The organism is Streptomyces canus, assembly GCF_030815415.1.
Classification (GTDB): domain Bacteria; phylum Actinomycetota; class Actinomycetes; order Streptomycetales; family Streptomycetaceae; genus Streptomyces; species Streptomyces canus_F.
The window spans coordinates 1,948,795-1,966,104 of record NZ_JAUSWW010000001.1; the positions used below are offsets into that span (position 1 = coordinate 1,948,795).

General features: G+C 71.4%; 14 protein-coding genes and 1 pseudogene. 8 read left to right on the plus strand and 7 right to left on the minus strand.

Annotation, left to right across the window (positions count from 1 at the left end; translation table 11 throughout):
• Positions 1–18 precede the first annotated feature (18 nt).
• Positions 19–612, plus strand: coding sequence for an isopentenyl-diphosphate Delta-isomerase (gene idi, locus QF037_RS09145; RefSeq protein ID WP_307023574.1), 594 nt, complete (start codon positions 19–21; stop codon positions 610–612).
• A gap of 10 nt (positions 613–622) precedes the next feature.
• Here the strand turns inward: idi and QF037_RS09150 are convergent, their stop codons facing one another.
• Positions 623–1,132 (minus strand): ATP-binding protein, encoded by a 510-nt coding sequence (locus QF037_RS09150; protein ID WP_307037066.1) that lies wholly within the window; start codon positions 1,130–1,132, stop codon positions 623–625.
• A 174-nt stretch (positions 1,133–1,306) separates the two neighbouring features.
• Complete coding sequence (locus QF037_RS09155) at positions 1,307–1,930, minus strand: HdeD family acid-resistance protein (RefSeq protein WP_307023575.1); 624 nt, start codon at positions 1,928–1,930, stop codon at positions 1,307–1,309.
• Positions 1,931–1,995: 65 nt separating this feature from the next.
• Here QF037_RS09155 and QF037_RS09160 point away from each other — a divergent pair, with 65 nt between their 5' ends.
• Positions 1,996–2,745 (plus strand): enoyl-CoA hydratase/isomerase family protein, encoded by a 750-nt coding sequence (locus QF037_RS09160; RefSeq protein ID WP_307023576.1) that lies wholly within the window; start codon positions 1,996–1,998, stop codon positions 2,743–2,745.
• Here QF037_RS09160 and QF037_RS09165 read toward each other — a convergent pair.
• A complete protein-coding gene (locus QF037_RS09165) occupies positions 2,732–3,367 on the minus strand; it encodes a DJ-1/PfpI family protein (protein WP_307023577.1) in 636 nt (211 codons plus the stop codon). The genes QF037_RS09160 and QF037_RS09165 overlap by 14 nt on opposite strands.
• Before the next feature lie 512 nt (positions 3,368–3,879).
• Positions 3,880–4,839 (minus strand): GlxA family transcriptional regulator, encoded by a 960-nt coding sequence (locus QF037_RS09170; protein ID WP_307023578.1) that lies wholly within the window; start codon positions 4,837–4,839, stop codon positions 3,880–3,882.
• Positions 4,840–4,953: 114 nt separating this feature from the next.
• On the opposite strand from QF037_RS09170, the gene QF037_RS09175 reads away from it, so the two are divergent.
• The 4 genes from QF037_RS09175 (at position 4,954) to QF037_RS09190 (ending at position 10,466) form a co-directional block, all read left to right on the plus strand.
• Positions 4,954–5,823, plus strand: a complete 870-nt coding sequence (locus QF037_RS09175) for an SCO6745 family protein (protein ID WP_307023579.1) — start codon at positions 4,954–4,956, stop codon at positions 5,821–5,823.
• Between the two features lie 614 nt (positions 5,824–6,437).
• A complete protein-coding gene (locus tag QF037_RS09180; RefSeq protein WP_256122763.1) occupies positions 6,438–6,569 on the plus strand; it encodes an LPFR motif small protein in 132 nt (43 codons plus the stop codon).
• Between the two features lie 80 nt (positions 6,570–6,649).
• Entirely contained in the window at positions 6,650–9,067 is a 2,418-nt protein-coding gene (locus tag QF037_RS09185) for a Tex family protein (RefSeq protein ID WP_307023580.1), read from the plus strand.
• A 226-nt stretch (positions 9,068–9,293) separates the two neighbouring features.
• On the plus strand, positions 9,294–10,466 hold the full coding sequence (locus tag QF037_RS09190) for a serine hydrolase domain-containing protein (RefSeq protein ID WP_307023581.1): 1,173 nt from the start codon (positions 9,294–9,296) through the stop codon (positions 10,464–10,466).
• Here the strand turns inward: QF037_RS09190 and QF037_RS09195 are convergent.
• Positions 10,463–12,104 (minus strand): annotated as a pseudogene (locus QF037_RS09195) (ABC-F family ATP-binding cassette domain-containing protein). The gene QF037_RS09190 and the pseudogene QF037_RS09195 overlap by 4 nt on opposite strands.
• A 207-nt stretch (positions 12,105–12,311) precedes the next feature.
• On the opposite strand from QF037_RS09195, the gene QF037_RS09200 reads away from it, so the two are divergent.
• Complete coding sequence (locus tag QF037_RS09200) at positions 12,312–13,220, plus strand: peptidoglycan-binding protein (protein ID WP_307023582.1); 909 nt, start codon at positions 12,312–12,314, stop codon at positions 13,218–13,220.
• A 31-nt stretch (positions 13,221–13,251) separates the two neighbouring features.
• Here QF037_RS09200 and QF037_RS09205 read toward each other — a convergent pair whose 3' ends face one another.
• On the minus strand, positions 13,252–14,274 hold the full coding sequence (locus tag QF037_RS09205; protein ID WP_307023583.1) for an oxidoreductase: 1,023 nt from the start codon (positions 14,272–14,274) through the stop codon (positions 13,252–13,254).
• Positions 14,275–14,340: 66 nt separating this feature from the next.
• On the opposite strand from QF037_RS09205, the gene QF037_RS09210 reads away from it, so the two are divergent.
• A complete protein-coding gene (locus tag QF037_RS09210) occupies positions 14,341–15,291 on the plus strand; it encodes an FAD-dependent oxidoreductase (protein WP_307023584.1) in 951 nt (316 codons plus the stop codon).
• 262 nt (positions 15,292–15,553) lie between these two features.
• On the opposite strand, the gene QF037_RS09215 is transcribed toward QF037_RS09210, so the two are convergent.
• Entirely contained in the window at positions 15,554–17,257 is a 1,704-nt protein-coding gene (locus tag QF037_RS09215) for a BCCT family transporter (protein ID WP_307023585.1), read from the minus strand.
• Positions 17,258–17,310: the final 53 nt, after the last annotated feature.

The window sequence follows — 17,310 nt, forward strand, 5'->3', positions numbered from 1 at the left end:
CCGATGCGAAGGATGGGCATGCCGATCACACCTGCCACCGCGACCCACAGCCCGTCGAACGGCACAGCTGACGCGATTCTGCTGGAACTCGTCGACGAGGACGGCGTCACGATCGGCACCGCGGAGAAGCTCGCCGCCCATCAGGCGCCGGGGCAGCTGCACCGCGCCTTCTCCGTGTTCCTCTTCGACGAGCGGGGCCGGCTGCTGCTCCAGCAGCGCGCGCTGGGCAAGTACCACTCCCCCGGTGTGTGGTCCAACACCTGCTGCGGACACCCCTATCCGGGCGAGGCGCCCTTCGCGGCGGCCGCCCGGCGGACCTACGAGGAGCTCGGCGCCTCCCCGTCACTGCTCGCCGAGGCGGGCACCGTCCGCTACAACCACCCGGACCCGGACTCGGGCCTGGTGGAGCAGGAGTACAACCACCTCTTCGTGGGCCTGTTGCAGTCGTCGCTGCGCCCGGATCCGGAGGAGATCGGCGAGACGGTCTTCGTGACGCCCGCCGAGCTGGCGGAACGGCATGCCAAGGACACCTTCTCGGCCTGGTTCATGACGGTGCTGGACGCGGCCCGTCCCGCGGTCAGGGAGCTGACGGGCCCGTCCGCCGGCTGGTGACGGCCGCTTCCTAGGACACCCGCGCGGGTACGAGCGGCAGGGCGGCCCAGATCACCTTGCCGCCGCTCGCCGTGTGCTCGACATCGCAGACTCCGCCCGCCTCGCGGGTGACCTCGCGCACCAGCAGCAGCCCGCGGCCGCCGGTCTGGCCGTGGTCGGCCTCCAGGGCGGTCGGGCGGTAGGGATGGTTGTCCTCCACCGACACCCGCACCCACTCGGCGCCGACGGCGACCTCCACGGCGAGCATCGGCGACAGCAGGGCCGCGTGCCGCACCGCGTTGGTGACCAGTTCGGAGACGATCAGCAGGAGTCCCTGCACCAGGTCGTCGGAGACCGGTACGCCCTGACGCAGCAGCAGATCCCGCACGGCGTGCCGCGCCTGCGGGACCGAGACGTCGACGGCGGGGGCGGTGAACCGCCAGACGCCCTCGTACGGCAGGGGCCCGGGCGGACCGGGGGCCGGTTCCTCGACCTCGCCGGCTGCTGGGCGTGGGCCGGACCCGCGCCCATGGTTCTCCATTGTCCGGTCGCCACCCTCGCGCTCGATTGTCACCACACATCGAGTGTTGGCAGCGAGCCGCTCCGCGCCGGATGACTGAACAGAAGTCAGCAGATATCGAGCGTTTGGGATCGCTCTCGCATGACACGGTCGACTATGAGACTGCCGCTGTCCCACTTTTGCCGTGTTCGCGAACTATTCGGGTTGTACGGGTTTGGCGACCGGCTCGTCCGTTTCGCTCCGCGCACCGTCCTCGGCGGCGAGCCGTTCGGAGACCATGCCGACGATCCGCCGCCCGCCGAACCCCGTGGCGATCAGACCGAGCCCGTCGAAGAGCAGCGCCAGCGAGAAGAAGCAGCCGATGACGTACTTGCTGCTGCTCGGCCAGGAGGCCAGCACCAGGATCCCGAGGAGCAGTCCGAAGGCGCCCTGCACCAGCGTCCAGCCGAACTGCGTACCGCGCACCATCAGACTGCCGGCCAGCCGGAACACCCCGCCGGTCAGGAAGAGCAGCGCGGCGAACATGGTCAAAGCCTCGGCAGCCGCCTCGGGTCTGCTGATGACGACCACACCGGCCGCGATGTTCAGGGCCGCGACCACGACGCCGAGCCAGAAGAAGTTGGTGCCGCGCGCCTGGATCGCGTGCAGCAGGCCGACTGCGCCGCCGATCAGCAGCAGCCAGCCGAACAGCAGCATCGAGGTGAGGGTGGCCACCCCGGTGTAGATGAGCCCGACGAGTCCGGCGAGCACCAGGATCACGCCGAGCGCGGCCAGCCAGCCGAAGTCCCGGCTCAGCTTGGCGGTCTCGTCCTTGGCCATCGGCGCCTCCTCGCACGGGCCCCCTCCCCGATCGTACGAGTGCCGGGGGCGGTTAGCATCCGGCCATGGAGCCCCAGCTGCTGTACAGCGTGACCGATTCGGTCGCCACCGTCGTCATCCACCATCCGGCCAAGCGCAACGCGATGACGGCCGCGATGTGGCGGGCGCTGCCGCCGCTGCTCGACACCCTCGCCGCCGACCCGGACGTACGGGCCCTGGTACTCACCGGGGAGGGCGGGACGTTCTGCGCCGGGGCCGACATCTCCACTCTGCGGGGGTCGCCGGACGAGGCACAGGGGCTCGCGGTGGCGGCCGAGGAGGCACTCGCCACCTTCCCGAAGCCGACGCTGGCGGCGATCCGCGGGCACTGCGTGGGCGGCGGTGCACAGCTCGCGGCGGCCTGCGATCTGCGGTTCGCGCAGGAGGGCTCGCTGTTCGGGGTGACCCCGGCCAAGCTGGGGATCGTGTATCCGGCCTCCTCCACCAGCCGGTTGGTGGCACTGGTGGGTCCGGCCACCACCAAGTACCTGCTGTTCTCCGGTGAGTTGATCGACACCGAACGGGCGCTGCGCACCGGGCTGGTCGACGAGATGCTGCCGGAGGGCGAACTGGCCAAGCGGGTGGCGGAGTTCACCCGGATCCTGGTGTCCCGTTCGCAGTTGACGCAGGCCGCGGCGAAGGAGTTCGCGAACGGGGTCGCGGACCGGGACGGCCACTGGGCCGAGCAGGCACGCGGCAACGGCGACACCGCGGAGGGCGTCGCCGCGTTCCTGGAGCGCAGGCAGCCGCGCTTCACCTGGACTACTTCAGGATGAACCGGCTCTTGGAACGGAACTCCTCGACGAGGTGCGCGGGAGCCTTGTGTGGCGAGCCGGCGTCGTAGGGCGGCTGCGGGTCGTACTCCGTCAACAGCTGGACGGCCTGGGCGTGTTCGTCGCCGGCGATCCGGCCCAGCAGGGTGAGCCCCATGTCGATGCCGGAGGAGACGCCGGCCGCGGTGACGTACTTGCCGTCGAGGACGACCCGCTCCCCCGTGGGCTCGGCCCCGAACTGCTTCAGATAGTCCAGGGCGAGCCAGTGGGAGGTCGCGCGGCGCCCGTCGAGGAGTCCGGCGGCGGCCAGCAGCAGCGATCCGGTGCACACGGACGTCGTCCAGGTGCTGGTGGCGTCGGCGGCGCGCAGCCAGTCCAGGAGGGTCTCGTTCGCCATCTGCGGGGTCTGTCCGGGCCCGCCGGGGACGACCACGATGTCCGGGCTCGGCACGTCGGCGAGCGTGCGGTCGGCGGTGATGGCGAGGTTGCCGGTGTCGGCGCGGACGGGGCCCGTCCGCTCGGCGACGAAGAACAGTTCCGCGTCCGGGAGGCGGCCGAGGGTCTCGTACGGTCCCACGGCGTCGAGGGCGGTGAAGCGGTCGAACAGGACGATGGCGATCTGCATGGGGATCCTTTCGATGGGCGGCTGCCGGAGGGGAACCGACCGGCGTCTCGATGGGCGGCTGCCGGGGGAACCGACCAGCGCATCTGCGGGCAGGTGGCGGAGGGAACCGACCGGCGCCTCGGTGGGCGGATGCCGGAGAGGAACCGACCGGCCTCGGTGGCGGATGCCGGAGAGGAACCGACCTGCATCTCAGCGGACGGATGCCGGAGAGGAAGCGACCGGCCTCGGTGGGCGGATGCCGACGAGGACCGACCGGCATCACAGCCGGCGGATGCCGGAGAGGAACCGACCGGCCTCGATGGGCGGATGCCGGAGAGGAACCGACCTGCATCTCAGCGGACGGATGCCGGAGAGGAAGCGACCGGCCTCGGTGGGCGGATGCCGACGAGGACCGACTGGCATCTCAGCCGGCGGATGCCGGAGAGGAACCGACCTGCATCTCGGCGGGCGAATGCCGGAGAGGAACCGACCGGCCTCGGTGGGCGGATGCCGGAGAAGGCTGAACGGCGCCCTCAGCGGGCAGGTGCCGGGCGGAACCGGCGGCGGTACTCGGCCGGTGGTGTTCCCAGGGCTTTGACGAAGGCGCGGCGCATGGTCTCGGAGGTGCCGTAGCCGCTGGCTCGGGAGATCTCCTCGACGCCGTCGGCGGTGTCCTCCAGGAGACGGCGGGCGTGTTCGAGGCGGACCCGGTCGACGTAGCGGCCGGGGGTCATGCCCGTCTCCGCCTGGAAGGCGCGGGCGAAATGGCGGGGCGAGAGGCGGGCCCGGGCGGCGAGCGACTCGACGTTCAGGTCGCCGTCCGGATGCTCGGTGATCCACTGCTGGACCTCACGCAGGGGCTCCCGCCGCGCGGTCTGCGCGGCCAGCTGGGCGCTGAACTGGGCCTGGTTGCCCGGTCTGCGCAGGAAGACCACCAGATGGCGGGCGATGACGAGGGCGACCTCCCGGTCCAGGTCCTCCTCGACCAGCGCGAGGGCGAGATCGATTCCGGAGGTGACCCCCGCGGAGGTGGCGACCGTTCCGTCCCGGACGTAGATCGGGTCGGGTTCGACGTCGATCGCCGGGTGGTCGCGGGCGAGCCTGTCGCAGTACGCCCAGTGGGTCGTGACGCGGCGGCCGTCGAGCAGGCCCGCCTCGGCGAGCAGGATGGCACCGGTGCAGACGGAGACGAGGCGCTCCGCGCTCCGTCCGTTCTCGCGCAGCCAATCCGTCAGGCGCGGGTCGGGACGGCGGGTGCCCTGACCGCCCGGGACCAGGAGGGTGTGCGGGGCGGGCGCGTCCGTGAGTGCCAGATCCGGTACGAGAGTCAGGCCGCTGGAGGTGCGCACGGGGGCGCCGTCCAGGGAGGCCGTACGGATGCGGTACGTGCCCGGGGTGTGCGTCTCGGCCCCGGCGAACACCTCCACGGGGCCGGTGGCATCGAGGCTCTGCACGTCGTCGAAGAGGACGACGAGGACGGTTCGCTGCGTCATGCACTCGATTCTGGGCTGGCCCGGGGACGGCCGCAATGACGAGTACCCCACCTTTCCTGCCACGTCCCCCCTCGCCCTGGAGCGGCATACCAAGCGGTTGGTAACCTGCCGGGCATGACTACCGCCCCCATCGAGCTCCGGGCCGTCCGCCGCTGCGCGAATGTGCTCAACTCCCTGCACGCCACCTCCTACTTCGCGCCCGAACTGGGCAAGGAACTGGCCGGGATCGGGATCACGCATCCGAGAGCCGCCAACTTCGCGGTGCGGGCCGCCGCCATGGGGCCGGTGGGCGCCGGGACGGTGACGGCGACGTTCTCCAACTACAAGCACGAGCTCGTGGCCCGGTACGTCCCCGAGGTGTGGGCCACCGCCTCGCCCGAGGACGTCCTCGCGGCACGCGTGCGTGGCGTCGACGCGGCGCTGCGGCGGCTGCTCGGCGCGCAGACGCTCGCGTCACCGGAGATGGCGGAGGCCGCGGAGCTGGCGTTGCGCGCCACCGAGGCCTGTTCGCGCAGCGCTCGTCCGCTGTACGCGGCGCACGCGGACCTGCCGGTGCCCGAGGAGCCGCACCTGGCGTACTTCCACGCCGCGACCCTGCTGCGCGAGCACCGGGGCGACGGCCATCTCGCCGCGCTGACGGCCGCGGAGCTGGGCGGCCTGGAGGCCATGGTGGCCCACACGGCGACCGGCAAGGGCATGAGCCCCAAGTGGGTGCTCACCACGCGCGGCTGGAGCCAGGACGAATGGGACGCGGCGGTCGGACGGCTCCGGGCCCGCGGGCTCCTGGACGAGGCCGGTGAACTGACCGAGCGGGGTGCGGCCCTGCGCGAGGAGATCGAGACCGAGACGGACCGACTGGACCGGGCACCGTACGAACACCTCGGCACCGCGGGCGTGGCACGGCTGACGGAACTCGGAGCGGGCTTCGCACGGGCGGCGTTGGCGGCGGGGGCGTATCCGGCGGATCTGATCGGCAAGGGCTGAGTGTCGGGGGGCGCGGCTGGGTGGTGCGCCCCTGCCAGGGGCGCATGTCGGGGCGGGCCTGCGGGCCGTCTCGGGGGGCCTGAGCGCTGGGCCTTGTCGGGGCGGACCTGAGCGCTGGGCCCTGGTCGGGGCGGGCCGGAGGCTGGGGCGCATGTCGGGTCGGGCCTGTCGACCGGGCGCATGTCGGGCGGTGCGGAGGGTGGAGCGCCTGTCGGGGCCTATGGGGTGAGCGATTGCCGGGGCGAGGCCGCAGGCTTGGGCGCCTTGCGGGGGCGGGCCTGCCGACTGGGCGTGCAGGGCGAGACGCCCTGGGCGCCGGTGTCGAGCCCGAGTGGTGACTTTGAACGCCGGGGAAGGGCGGGCGGGATCGCTGAGCGTCAGGCAGGCACCTGCCGTGCCTGGCCCGTGACGCGGCGGCGTCCGTGAACAGCCGACGCATGTCGGGCGGCAGCTCCGCGCAGCCAGCGCCGGGCGGGGACGTTCCTGAGTCTGTCGTCTCCACGCGCCGGGCCGGTCTCAGGGCGGCGCTCCGAACAACTGGACGCATGCGGGGGCGGTGATGAGGTACTCGGGCTTCCCCGGTCGCGTGGCCGGGGTGACGAAAGGGGAAGTTCGTGTTCCGAGCGATCGCAGACGTACTCCGGCAGATCGGCGGCGCCATCGCCACCGTCGTGACGCTGCCGTTCCGGGCGGTGGCCCGGCTGTTCGGCGGGGCCTCGAGTTCCACGCGGAGTCGTCGGGCCTGATGTCCGCGCCCTGATCCCCGAGTGTCGGTGCCACCTGCCACAATTGCCGCGCAACCTCTGTGAGAAGGCGGTACGGCATCGTGACGACACGCGAGCCCATCGACATCGGATCCATCGAAGGAAGGATCGCCGAGGAGCTCGGCGTTCGGGAGCGGCAGGTCAGGTCAGCCGTGGAGCTGCTCGACGGCGGTTCGACGGTGCCCTTCATCGCCCGCTACCGCAAGGAAGCGACCGAGATGCTCGACGACGCGCAGCTGCGCACGATCGAGGAGCGGCTGCGCTATCTGCGGGAACTGGAGGAGCGGCGGACGGCGATCCTGGAGTCGGTGCGCGAGCAGGGCAAGCTCACCGAGGAGCTGGAGGCGCGGATCCGCGGCGCGGAGACCAAGGCTCGCCTCGAGGACATCTACCTGCCGTACAAGCCGAAGCGCAGGACCAAAGCACAGATCGCCCGGGAGGCCGGTCTGGAGCCGCTCGCCGAGGGGCTGCTCGCGGACCCGGGCGTCGACCCGCTGGCCGCCGCCGCCGCGTTCGTCGACGCCGACAAGGGCGTGGCCGATCCGCAGGCCGCGCTCGACGGCGCACGGGCCATCCTCACCGAGCGGTTCTCCGAGGACGCCGACCTGATCGGCGAGCTGCGCGAGCGCATGTGGGTGCGCGGGCGGCTCGCCGCCAAGGTGAAGGACGGCAAGGAGGAGGCGGGCGCCAAGTTCGCCGACTACTTCGACTTCGCCGAGCCCTTCAAGCAGCTGCCCTCGCACCGCGTCCTGGCGATGCTGCGCGGCGAGAAGGAGGAGGTCCTCGACCTCGTCCTGGAGCCGGAGGAGCCGTCCGAGCAGCCCGGTCCGTCCTCGTACGAGGGGATCATCGCGCACCGGTTCCAGATCGCCGACCGCGGCCGCCCCGGCGACAAGTGGCTCACGGACACCGTCCGTTGGGCCTGGCGCACCCGCATCCTGGTGCACCTCGGCATCGACCTGCGGCTGCGGCTGCGCACCGCCGCCGAGGACGAGGCGGTGAACGTCTTCGCGGCGAACCTCCGCGACCTGCTGCTCGCCGCCCCCGCCGGCACGCGCTCGACGCTGGGCCTGGACCCCGGGTTCCGGACGGGCGTGAAGGTCGCCGTCGTCGACGCCACCGGCAAGGTCGTCGCCACCGACGTCATCTACCCGCACGTCCCGGCCAACAAGTGGGACGAGGCGATCGCCAAGCTGGCCCGCCTCGCCAAGGAGCACGCGGTCGACCTGATCGCGATCGGCAACGGCACGGCGTCCCGCGAGACCGACAAGCTCGCCGGTGAACTCATCACCAGGCACCCCGAGTTGCAGCTCACCAAGGTGATGGTGTCCGAGGCGGGCGCGTCCGTGTACTCGGCGTCGGCCTTCGCCTCGCAGGAACTGCCGGACATGGACGTGTCGCTGCGCGGCGCGGTGTCGATCGCCCGTCGCCTCCAGGACCCGCTGGCCGAGCTGGTGAAGATCGACCCGAAGTCCATCGGTGTCGGCCAGTACCAGCACGACCTGTCCGAGGTGAAGCTGTCGCGTTCGCTGGACGCGGTGGTGGAGGACTGTGTGAACGGTGTGGGCGTGGACGTCAACACGGCGTCGGCCCCGCTGCTCGCCCGGGTCTCCGGTATCACCTCCGGCCTCGCCGAGAACATCGTGGCGCACCGCGACGCCAACGGTCCCTTCACTTCGCGCACCGCGCTGAAGAAGGTGGCCCGGCTGGGTCCGAAGGCCTACGAGCAGTGCGCGGGGTTCCTGCGGATCCGCGGCGGCGACGACCCGCTGGACGCGTCCAGCGTGCACCCCGAGGCGTATCCGGTGGTCCGGCGGATGGTGAAGACGGCGGGCCAGGAGGTCGCCGCGCTCATCGGCAACACGGGGGTGCTGCGGTCGCTGCGGCCGCAGGACTTCGTGGACGAGACGTTCGGTCTCCCGACGGTGAGCGACATCCTCAAGGAGCTGGAGAAGCCGGGGCGCGACCCGCGGCCCGCGTTCAAGACGGCCACCTTCAAGGAGGGCGTCGAGAAGCTCTCCGACCTGACGTCCGGGATGGTGCTGGAGGGCGTGGTCACCAACGTGGCGGCCTTCGGGGCGTTCATCGACGTCGGTGTCCACCAGGACGGTCTCGCGCATGTCTCGGCGCTGTCGAAGACCTTCGTGAAGGACCCGAGGGACGTGGTGAAGCCCGGTGACATCGTCAAGGTGAAGGTTCTCGACGTCGACATCCCGCGCAAGCGGATCTCGCTGACGCTGCGGCTGGACGACGAAGCGGCTCCGCAGGGTGAGCAGGGGCAGCAGGGTGGCGGGGGCGAGCGCCGGCAGCGGGGCGGGCGTCCTCCTCAGCAACGGCAGCAGGGCCAGCAGCGGCAGGGCGGTGGCCGTGGTGGTCAGGGGGGCGGTTCGCGTCAGGCGGCGCCGCCGCCGGCCAACAGTGCGATGGCGGATGCGTTGCGCAAGGCCGGGCTGCTCGATCCGAAGAAGGGCAAGCGCTGACGGCTTCGCCGATCGGATGGTGGGGAGACCGCGGGGCCGTCGTGGCTGGTCGCGCTCGCGCGGCGGAGCCGCATATCGCATATCGATACGGCCCCGCGCCCCTGGAAGAGGCGCTTCGCGCCCTTCCCGTTGCGCCAGGTGCAGTAGCTTGACCGGCTGCCCCCATCCGGGCAGGGCGAAGCTGGGCGGGTCAGTCCGCCCAGCTTCGCCCTGCCCGGGAGAGTCCATGCCTGTCCCCTCCAGATTCCGTCGCCGCACGGCGGTCGCCCTGCTCGCGGCCTCTCTGGCCGCACTGTCACCGACCGCCGTCGCCACCACCACGCCGCCCGGACCGCACACCGACACCAGGCTCCAGCAGCAGCTCCAGGACCTGGTCGACGCGCCCGGCGGTCCGCCCGGTGTCATCGCCGTGCTCCGGGACGGCAGGAACAGCCGGGTCCTCAGGGCCGGAGTCGCCGATCTCGACACCGGCCGCCGGCCCGCGCCCCACGACCACATGCGTATCGCCAGTACGGCCAAGGCCTTCAGCGGCGCGGTCGCGCTCTCCCTCGTCGACCGGAACACCCTGGACCTCGACGACACCCTCGGTGAGCGGCTGCCGCACCTGCCCAAGGCCTGGCATGCCGTGACACTGCGCCAGCTGCTGCACCACACCAGCGGCCTGCCCGACTACTCGCGGAGCGCCGGGTTCCTGAAGATCGTCCTCGCCGACCCCCGGCACCGCTTCGACTCCCGCAAGCTGCTGGACTTCGCCGCCGGCGAACCCCTGCGGTTCGAGCCGGGCTCCCGGTACGAGTACTCCAACTCGGACAACATCGCCGTGGCCCTGATGGCGGAGGCGGCCACCCACATCCCGTACGAACAACTGCTGCACAAGCTGGTGTACCGGCCGCTGGGCCTGCGCGACACCAGCCTGCCGCAGGGCTACCGCATGCCGAAGCCGTATCTGCACGGCTACGACGTGACCCCGCCCGACCCGCCCGAGGACGTGAGCGAGGTCCTGGGCATGTCCGGCGTGTGGGCCTCGGGCGGAATCGTCTCCACGCCCTCCGACATGACGCGCTTCATCCGCGGTTACGCCGAAGGGCGGCTGTACGGCCCGCAGGTCGTGGAGCAGCAGCGCGACTGGATCCCCGGCAACTCCGAGCCCAAGGGGCCCGGACGCAACGACGCGGGGCTCGCCATCTTCCGCTACACCACCCGCTGCGGCGTGGTGCTGGGGCACACCGGCAACACCCTCGGCTACACCCAGCTGATCGCGGCGACACCGGACGGGCAGCGGTCACTGACGTTCTCGGTCACCACCCAGATCAACCAGGCCCAGAAGCCCGACCTGCTGCGCCGGATGCGCGCCGTCCAGGAGAACCTCGTCTGCGCGCTGCTGCGCCACCGGTCCTAGCGTTCGGTCACCTTGCCGCCCGCGACCTCCAGACGGCGGGTGACATGGACCGCGTCCAGCATGCGGCGGTCGTGCGTCACCAGGAGCAGCGTGCCCTCGTAGGCGTCGAGCGCCGACTCCAGCTGCTCGATGGCCGGGAGGTCGAGGTGGTTGGTGGGTTCGTCGAGGACCAGGAGGTTGACGCCCCGGCCCTGGAGCAGGGCCAGGGCGGACCTCGTGCGTTCGCCCGGGGAGAGCGTGGGCCGCCGGGCGCAGGACGTGGTGCGCCTTCAGACCGAACTTGGCCAGCAGGGTGCGGACCTCGGCCGGTTCGGTGTCGGGGACCGCGGCGCAGAAGGCGTCCAGCAGTGACTCGGTGCCGTGGAACAGCTTGCGGGCCTGGTCGACCTCGCCGACCAGGACGCCGGAGCCCAGCGAGGCGGTGCCCGCGTCGACCGGGACACGGCCCAGCAGCGCCCCGAGGAGCGTCGACTTGCCGGCGCCGTTCGCGCCGGTGACCGCCACCCGGTCGGCCCAGTCGATCTGCAGGGTCACCGGGCCGAGCACGAAGTCACCGCGGCGGACCTCCGCCTCCCGCAGGGTCGCCACCACCGACCCCGAGCGCGGCGCCGAGGCGATCTCCATGCGCAGTTCCCACTCCTTGCGCGGTTCCTCGACGACCTCCAGGCGTTCGATCATGCGCTGGGTCTGCCGGGCCTTCGCGGCCTGCTTCTCGCTGGCCTCACTGCGGAACTTGCGGCCGATCTTGTCGTTGTCGTTGCTTGCCTTGCGGCGCGCGTTCTTGACGCCCTTGTCCATCCAGGAGCGCTGGGTCTGCGCCCGGTCCTGGAGGGCCGACCTCTTGTCGGCGTACTCCTCGAAGTCGTCGCGGGCGTGCCGGCGGGACACGTCGCGCTCCTCCAGATAGGCCTCGTAGCCGCCGCCGTAGATATTGATCTGTCCCTGCGCCAGGTCGAGCTCGAGGACCTTGGTGACCGTGCGGGTGAGGAACTCGCGGTCGTGGCTGACGACGACCGTGCCCGCGCGCAGGCCGCTCACGAAGCGCTCCAGGCGCTCCAGGCCGTCCAGGTCGAGGTCGTTGGTCGGCTCGTCGAGGAGGAAGACGTCGTAGCGGGACAGCAGCAGCGACGCGAGCCCCGCCCGTGCCGCCTGGCCGCCGGACAGGGACGTCATCGGCTGGTCCAGGTCCACCGCCAGACCCAGGGAGTCGGCGACCTCGGCGGCGCGCTCGTCGAGGTCCGCGCCGCCGAGGTCGAGCCAGCGCTCCAGGCTCGTGGAGTACGCGTCGTCCGCGCCCGGCGCCCCGTCGACCAGGGCCTGGGTCGCCTCGTCCATGACCCGCTGGGCCTCGGCGACGCCGGTGCGGCGGGCCAGGAAGTCCCGGACCGTCTCGCCGGGGCGGCGCTCCGGTTCCTGGGGAAGGTGGCCGACGGTCGCCGTCGGCGGGGAGAGCCGGAGCTCGCCCTCCTCCGGCGTGGTCAGCCCGGCGAGCAGCCTGAGCAGGGTGGACTTGCCCGCGCCGTTGGCTCCGACCAGTCCGATGACGTCACCGGGCGCGACGACGAGGTCGAGCCCGGCGAACAGGGAGCGGTCGCCGTGGCCGGCGGCGAGGTTCTTGGCGACGAGTGTGGCAGTCATGAGGGGACCGATCCTAGCGAGGTGCCCGAGGAGGCTTCCCGCGGATTCCGTGCCGGGGGGCGAGTCGGCGCCACGGGGGACGACAACGCGAGGACGGCGAAGCCGCACAGAATCGCTCCGATCTCCCCCCGGCGGCTGTACTTTTGCGGTCAACTTCCTTGCATCGCACGGCCATCCGGCCCACATCACCCCTTCAGGAGTTCCGCGATGAGCACGAAGACGGGTCCCCAGCGCTATCCGGGAGCGAGCCGGGCGAACTGGTATCAGGACGACTTCGGCGGTGACCCGATGGAGGTCAACGTCGTCGTCCTGCACACCACCGAGGGCCGCACCCTGCCCGGCTACGGCGGCGGTGGCTCCGCTCCGAACCTGACGGCGGTGCCGGACTTCGACGCGAAGAAGCTGAAGTGGTACCAGCACTTCGACATCGAGACCTCGTCCAGGGCGCTGGTCAATCTGCGGGGCGGAGCGGAGACCAACACCGCGAACGTGTGCCAGGTCGAGCTGGTCGGCACCTGCGACCCCAAGACGCACACGAAGTGGAAGGCCGCCGGCCAGAAGCACATCTACTGGCCCGAGGCCCCGGACTGGGCGCTGCAGGCCGTCGCCGGCTTTCTGGCCTGGATGCACGAGCAGCACGGCGTGCCGCTGTCGGGGCCGAGGGAGTGGCCCGCGTACCCGGGCTCGTTCGGCAAGGGCAACGGGGTCCGGATGACGGCCGCCGAGTGGAACAGGTTCAAGGGGATCTGCGGGCACCTCCATGTCGTCGAGAACGACCACGGCGACCCGGGGGCGATCGACTTCGCCGCGCTCCTCAAGTACGCCAAGGCCGAGCTGGACGTGGACGACGACACCCCCACGCCCGCCAAGCCGAAGGTCCCCGCGTTCCCGGGACGCAAGTACTTCGTGACCGGCGCCACGAACAAATACGTCCTCCAGCTCGGCAAGCAGCTGGTGAAGCGCGGTTTCGGCGACCACTACAAGGTCGGCCCCAGCAAAACGTGGGGCGAGGCGGACCAGCTCAATGTGCGGGCCTTCCAGAAGTCGCGCAAGGACCTGCGCGGCGACGCCGACGGCATCCCCGGTCCGCTGACCTGGCGCCTGCTGTTCTCCTGAGCGCCGGGGGCCGCCGCCGACGCGGGGGCCCTCAGTGCGCCATCGCCTCGACCAGCACGCCCCCCGACGTCCGCGCCACCACGAACGACTCCCCCTTCACCGCCCTCGCGTCCAGCGCGATGCGGTGCCGGCCCGCCTCCAGCACCCCGTCGAAGACCTCCTGGGCGTGGGTGCGGAAGAGCCGGTCGAGGCGGTACGCCGTGAGGCGCACCCGGCACGGCGAGGTGACCTCGATGCCCGCCTCGCCGTCGGCGGCGACCAGCCGGGTCAGGCGGCGCTGTTCCTGCGGGCTGCGGTCGAGGGCGTGCTCGATCTGGGCGACGAGGAGGGGGACTATCGGGGCAAGGCCGTCGACATAGGCCACCTCGACGCCGGCGCGTTCGAAGGACCGGCGTACGGCGGCACGTTCCTGCTGAGCTACCGCACGGCCGAAGGCGACGGCACCGTAGGCGCGCAGTTCGTCGGCGGACACGCCCTCGGCGTCCTGGGTGATGTCGGCGCCGATGCCGATGGTGCGCAGGGCGGCGGCGAGTTTGGCGAGGAGGGCGACGCGGGCTCCGATCAGCAGGACGCGGCGGCGCGGGCTCGCGGAGTCGGGGCCGAGCAGGGAGTCCAGGGCCTGTCGGTACTCGGGGCCGCGGAAGCGGAAGGGGCCGATGCCGTGGTAGCCGTTGAGCTCCAGGTCGGCGTGTTCGTCGGTCTGCCAGGCGAAGTCCCGCCAGATGAAGTCGCCGTGCTCCTCGTCGATCACGGCGGTGACGGCACCGCACCCGAGGTCCTCGCACTCGGGGCAGCCGTAGATGACGTAGCGCCCGCCCGGAAGCGGGGCGTCCGTCTCCAGCAGCAGGCTGCGGACCTGGGCGGTGAAGATCGAGGGCGGTACGTCGGAGGCCAGCGGGGAGACGGCGTCGAGGTCGGAGAGTTGGAAGAGCAGCGGTCGTCCGTCGACGATGAAGTCCATGAAGTCCCGGTGGACCTGGTATTCACCGTTGACAAGGACTCCACCGGCACGCATCGCCGGTGCCAGGCCGAAGGTCGCGTACTCGGCAGACATGCTGCGAGTATTCCCGCAGCAAGCGCGCTCTGCGCACGGCATGCGACATTCCGCTAACGTCCCGGTGTGGACGGTGATCCGAGCAGCGATGTCGTGGTGGTCGGCGGTGGGGTGATCGGGCTGACGACGGCCGTGGTCCTGGCCGAGCGCGGCAGGCGGGTGCGGGTATGGACCCGGGATCCCGTCGAGCGCACCACCTCGTGGGTTGCGGGGGCGCTGTGGTGGCCGCACCGGATCGATCCGGTCACGTCGGCCCGCGCGTGGGCATTGCGCTCGCTGGAGGTGTACGAGGCGCTCGCGGCGGACCCGGACCGTACCGGCGTACGCATGGTCGAAGGAGTACTCGGCGAGGCGGACCTGGAAGAGGCCACGGCCTGGGCGGGCCGGCGGCTGCCGGGGCTGCGGGCCGCCACGGCCGCGGAGTACGCCGGGCCGGGGGTGTGGGCACGGCTGCCGCTCGTCGACATGACGGTCCATCTGCCCTGGCTGCGGCAGCGGTTGCTCGACGCGGGCGGGACGATCGAGACGCGTACGGTGTCCGACCTGGTGTCGGTCGGGGCGCCGGTGGTCGTCAACTGCACGGGGCTGGGCGCGCGGGAACTGGTGCCGGACGCGTCCGTGCAGCCGGTGCGAGGGCAGTTGGTCGTCGTGGCGAATCCCGGCATCCGGACATGGGTCGTGTCGACCGGCGCCGACGGGGAGATGGCGTACTGCTTCCCGCATCCGGACCGGCTCCTGCTGGGCGGTACGGCGGACGACGGGGCCTGGTCGACGGAGCCGGATCCGGCGGTGGCCGAGGCGATCGTACGGCGGTGTGCGGCGCTGCGGCCGGAGATCGCCGGGGCGCGGGTGCTGGGGCACCGGGTGGGGCTGCGGCCGGTGCGGGGCGCGGTGCGTCTGGAGCGGGAACTGATGGCGGACGGGCGGGCGCTGGTGCACAACTACGGGCACGGCGGGGGCGGGGTGACCGTGGCATGGGGGTGCGCGGAGGAGGCGGCGGCGCTCGCCTCCTGCTAGTGCCGCGGCAGGCAACGTTTGCCCGTCAAGGAGCGGCGTCGTGGGGGTCCCTCCCGCCCGAGCCGTGCGAAGCGCGGTTCGAGGGTGGGGGAGCGTGCTCTCGGCGTGCCGGCCGGAAGCCCTCGTACTGGACGTACTTGGGCTTTCGGCCGGTGCGGCGAGTGGGGGCCCCTCCCACGCCCTCAAGGCAGTGGGGGAGCGTGCCGGGCGTCGCGACGGGGCAAACGTTGCCTGCCGCGGCACTAGACCTGCTCGGCGGCGCCTAACCGTGGTCGTGGCCCAGTGGGTCGCCCTCCGTCTCCGTGCCGGCGCCCGGGCCGACCCTGATCTCGAAGTCGCCGTCGTACCTCTTGTGGCCCTCGATCACGGCGAGTTCCACGGCCTCGGAGCCCATCTCGCCGCGCACGATGACCGGGTCGCGGCGCAGGTCGCGCATGAGGGCGACACACATGCCGATCATCACGAGGACGAAGGGCGCGGCGGCCAGGATCGTGAGGTTCTGCAGGCCGGTGAGCGCGTCACCCTGGCCGCTGCCGACGAGCAGCATGATGGCGGCGACGGCCCCGGTCACGATGCCCCAGAACACGACGACGAAGCGGCCGGGTTCGAGGGCGCCCCGCTGGGAGAGCGTGCCCATCACGATGGAGGCGGCGTCGGCGCCCGAGACGAAGAAGATGCCGACCAGGATCATCACGAGCAGGCTGGTGGCGGTCGCGATGGGGAACTCCTGGAGGACTCCGAAGAGTTGCCCCTCGGGGGTGTCGGCACCGCGGAGCGCGCCGCCCTCCTTCAGCTTCATCGCCGTACCGCCGAAGACCGCGAACCAGACCAGGCTGACGGTGCTGGGCACGAGGATGACGCCGCCGACGAACTGCCGGATGGTGCGGCCGCGGCTGATGCGGGCGATGAACATGCCGACGAACGGCGTCCAGGAGATCCACCAGGCCCAGTAGAAGACGGTCCAGCTGCCGAGCCAGTCCGCGACGCCCTCGCCGCCGCTGGCCTCGGTGCGGCCGGCGAGCTGGGGCAGGTCGCCGAGGTAGGCGAAGATCGAGGTGGGCAGCAGATCGAGGACGATGATCGTGGGGCCCGCGACGAACACGAACACGGCGAGGATCAGGGCGAGCACCATGTTGGTGTTCGACAGCCATTGGATGCCCTTCTCCACGCCGGAGACCGCCGAGGCCACGAAGGCCAGGGTCAGTACGGCGATGATGGCGACGAGCAGCCCCTCGCTCACGTCGTCCATCCAGTCCAGCTCCTGGAATCCGGAGCCGATCTGGAGCGCGCCGAGGCCCAGCGAGGCCGCGGAGCCGAAGATGGTGGCGATGATCGCGAGGATGTCGATCACCCGGCCCGCGGTGCCGTTGGCGTGCTTCTCACCGATGAGCGGGGTGAAGACCGCGCTGATGGTCTGGCGGCGGCGTTTGCGGTAGGTGCTGTAGGCGATGCCGAGGCCGACCACCGCGTAGATCGCCCAGGGGTGCAGCGTCCAGTGGAAGAGGGTGGTGGCCATCGCCGTCTCCATGCGTTCCGCGGAGTCGGCGGGGGTGGTGCCCGGCGGTGGGGTCGTGTAGTGCGAGAGCGGTTCGCTCACGCCGTAGAACATCAGACCGATGCCCATGCCCGCGCTGAACATCATCGCGACCCAGGACACCGTCTTGAACTCGGGTTCCTCGCCCTCGGCGCCGAGGTGGATACGGCCGTAGCGGCTGACCGCGAGCCACAGGGCGAAGACGACGAAGCAGGAGGCCGCCAGCATGAAGGCCCAACCACCGTTGTGGATCAGGCCGTTGAGCATCGTCGTGGAGACGCTCTCCAGCGAGTCCGTCGCCGTCGAGCCCCAGACCACGAACGCCACGGTGATGACGGCGGTGACACCGAACACCACGCGGTCGGTGGTGTGGTGGCCGGGAACGTCCGAGGGATCTTCCCGGCCACCCCTTTTCTTCAAGTCTTCCGTCATGTGCGGCACCTTCTCCCGGAAACCATGGACACGGAGTACCACAGGTGCCACTG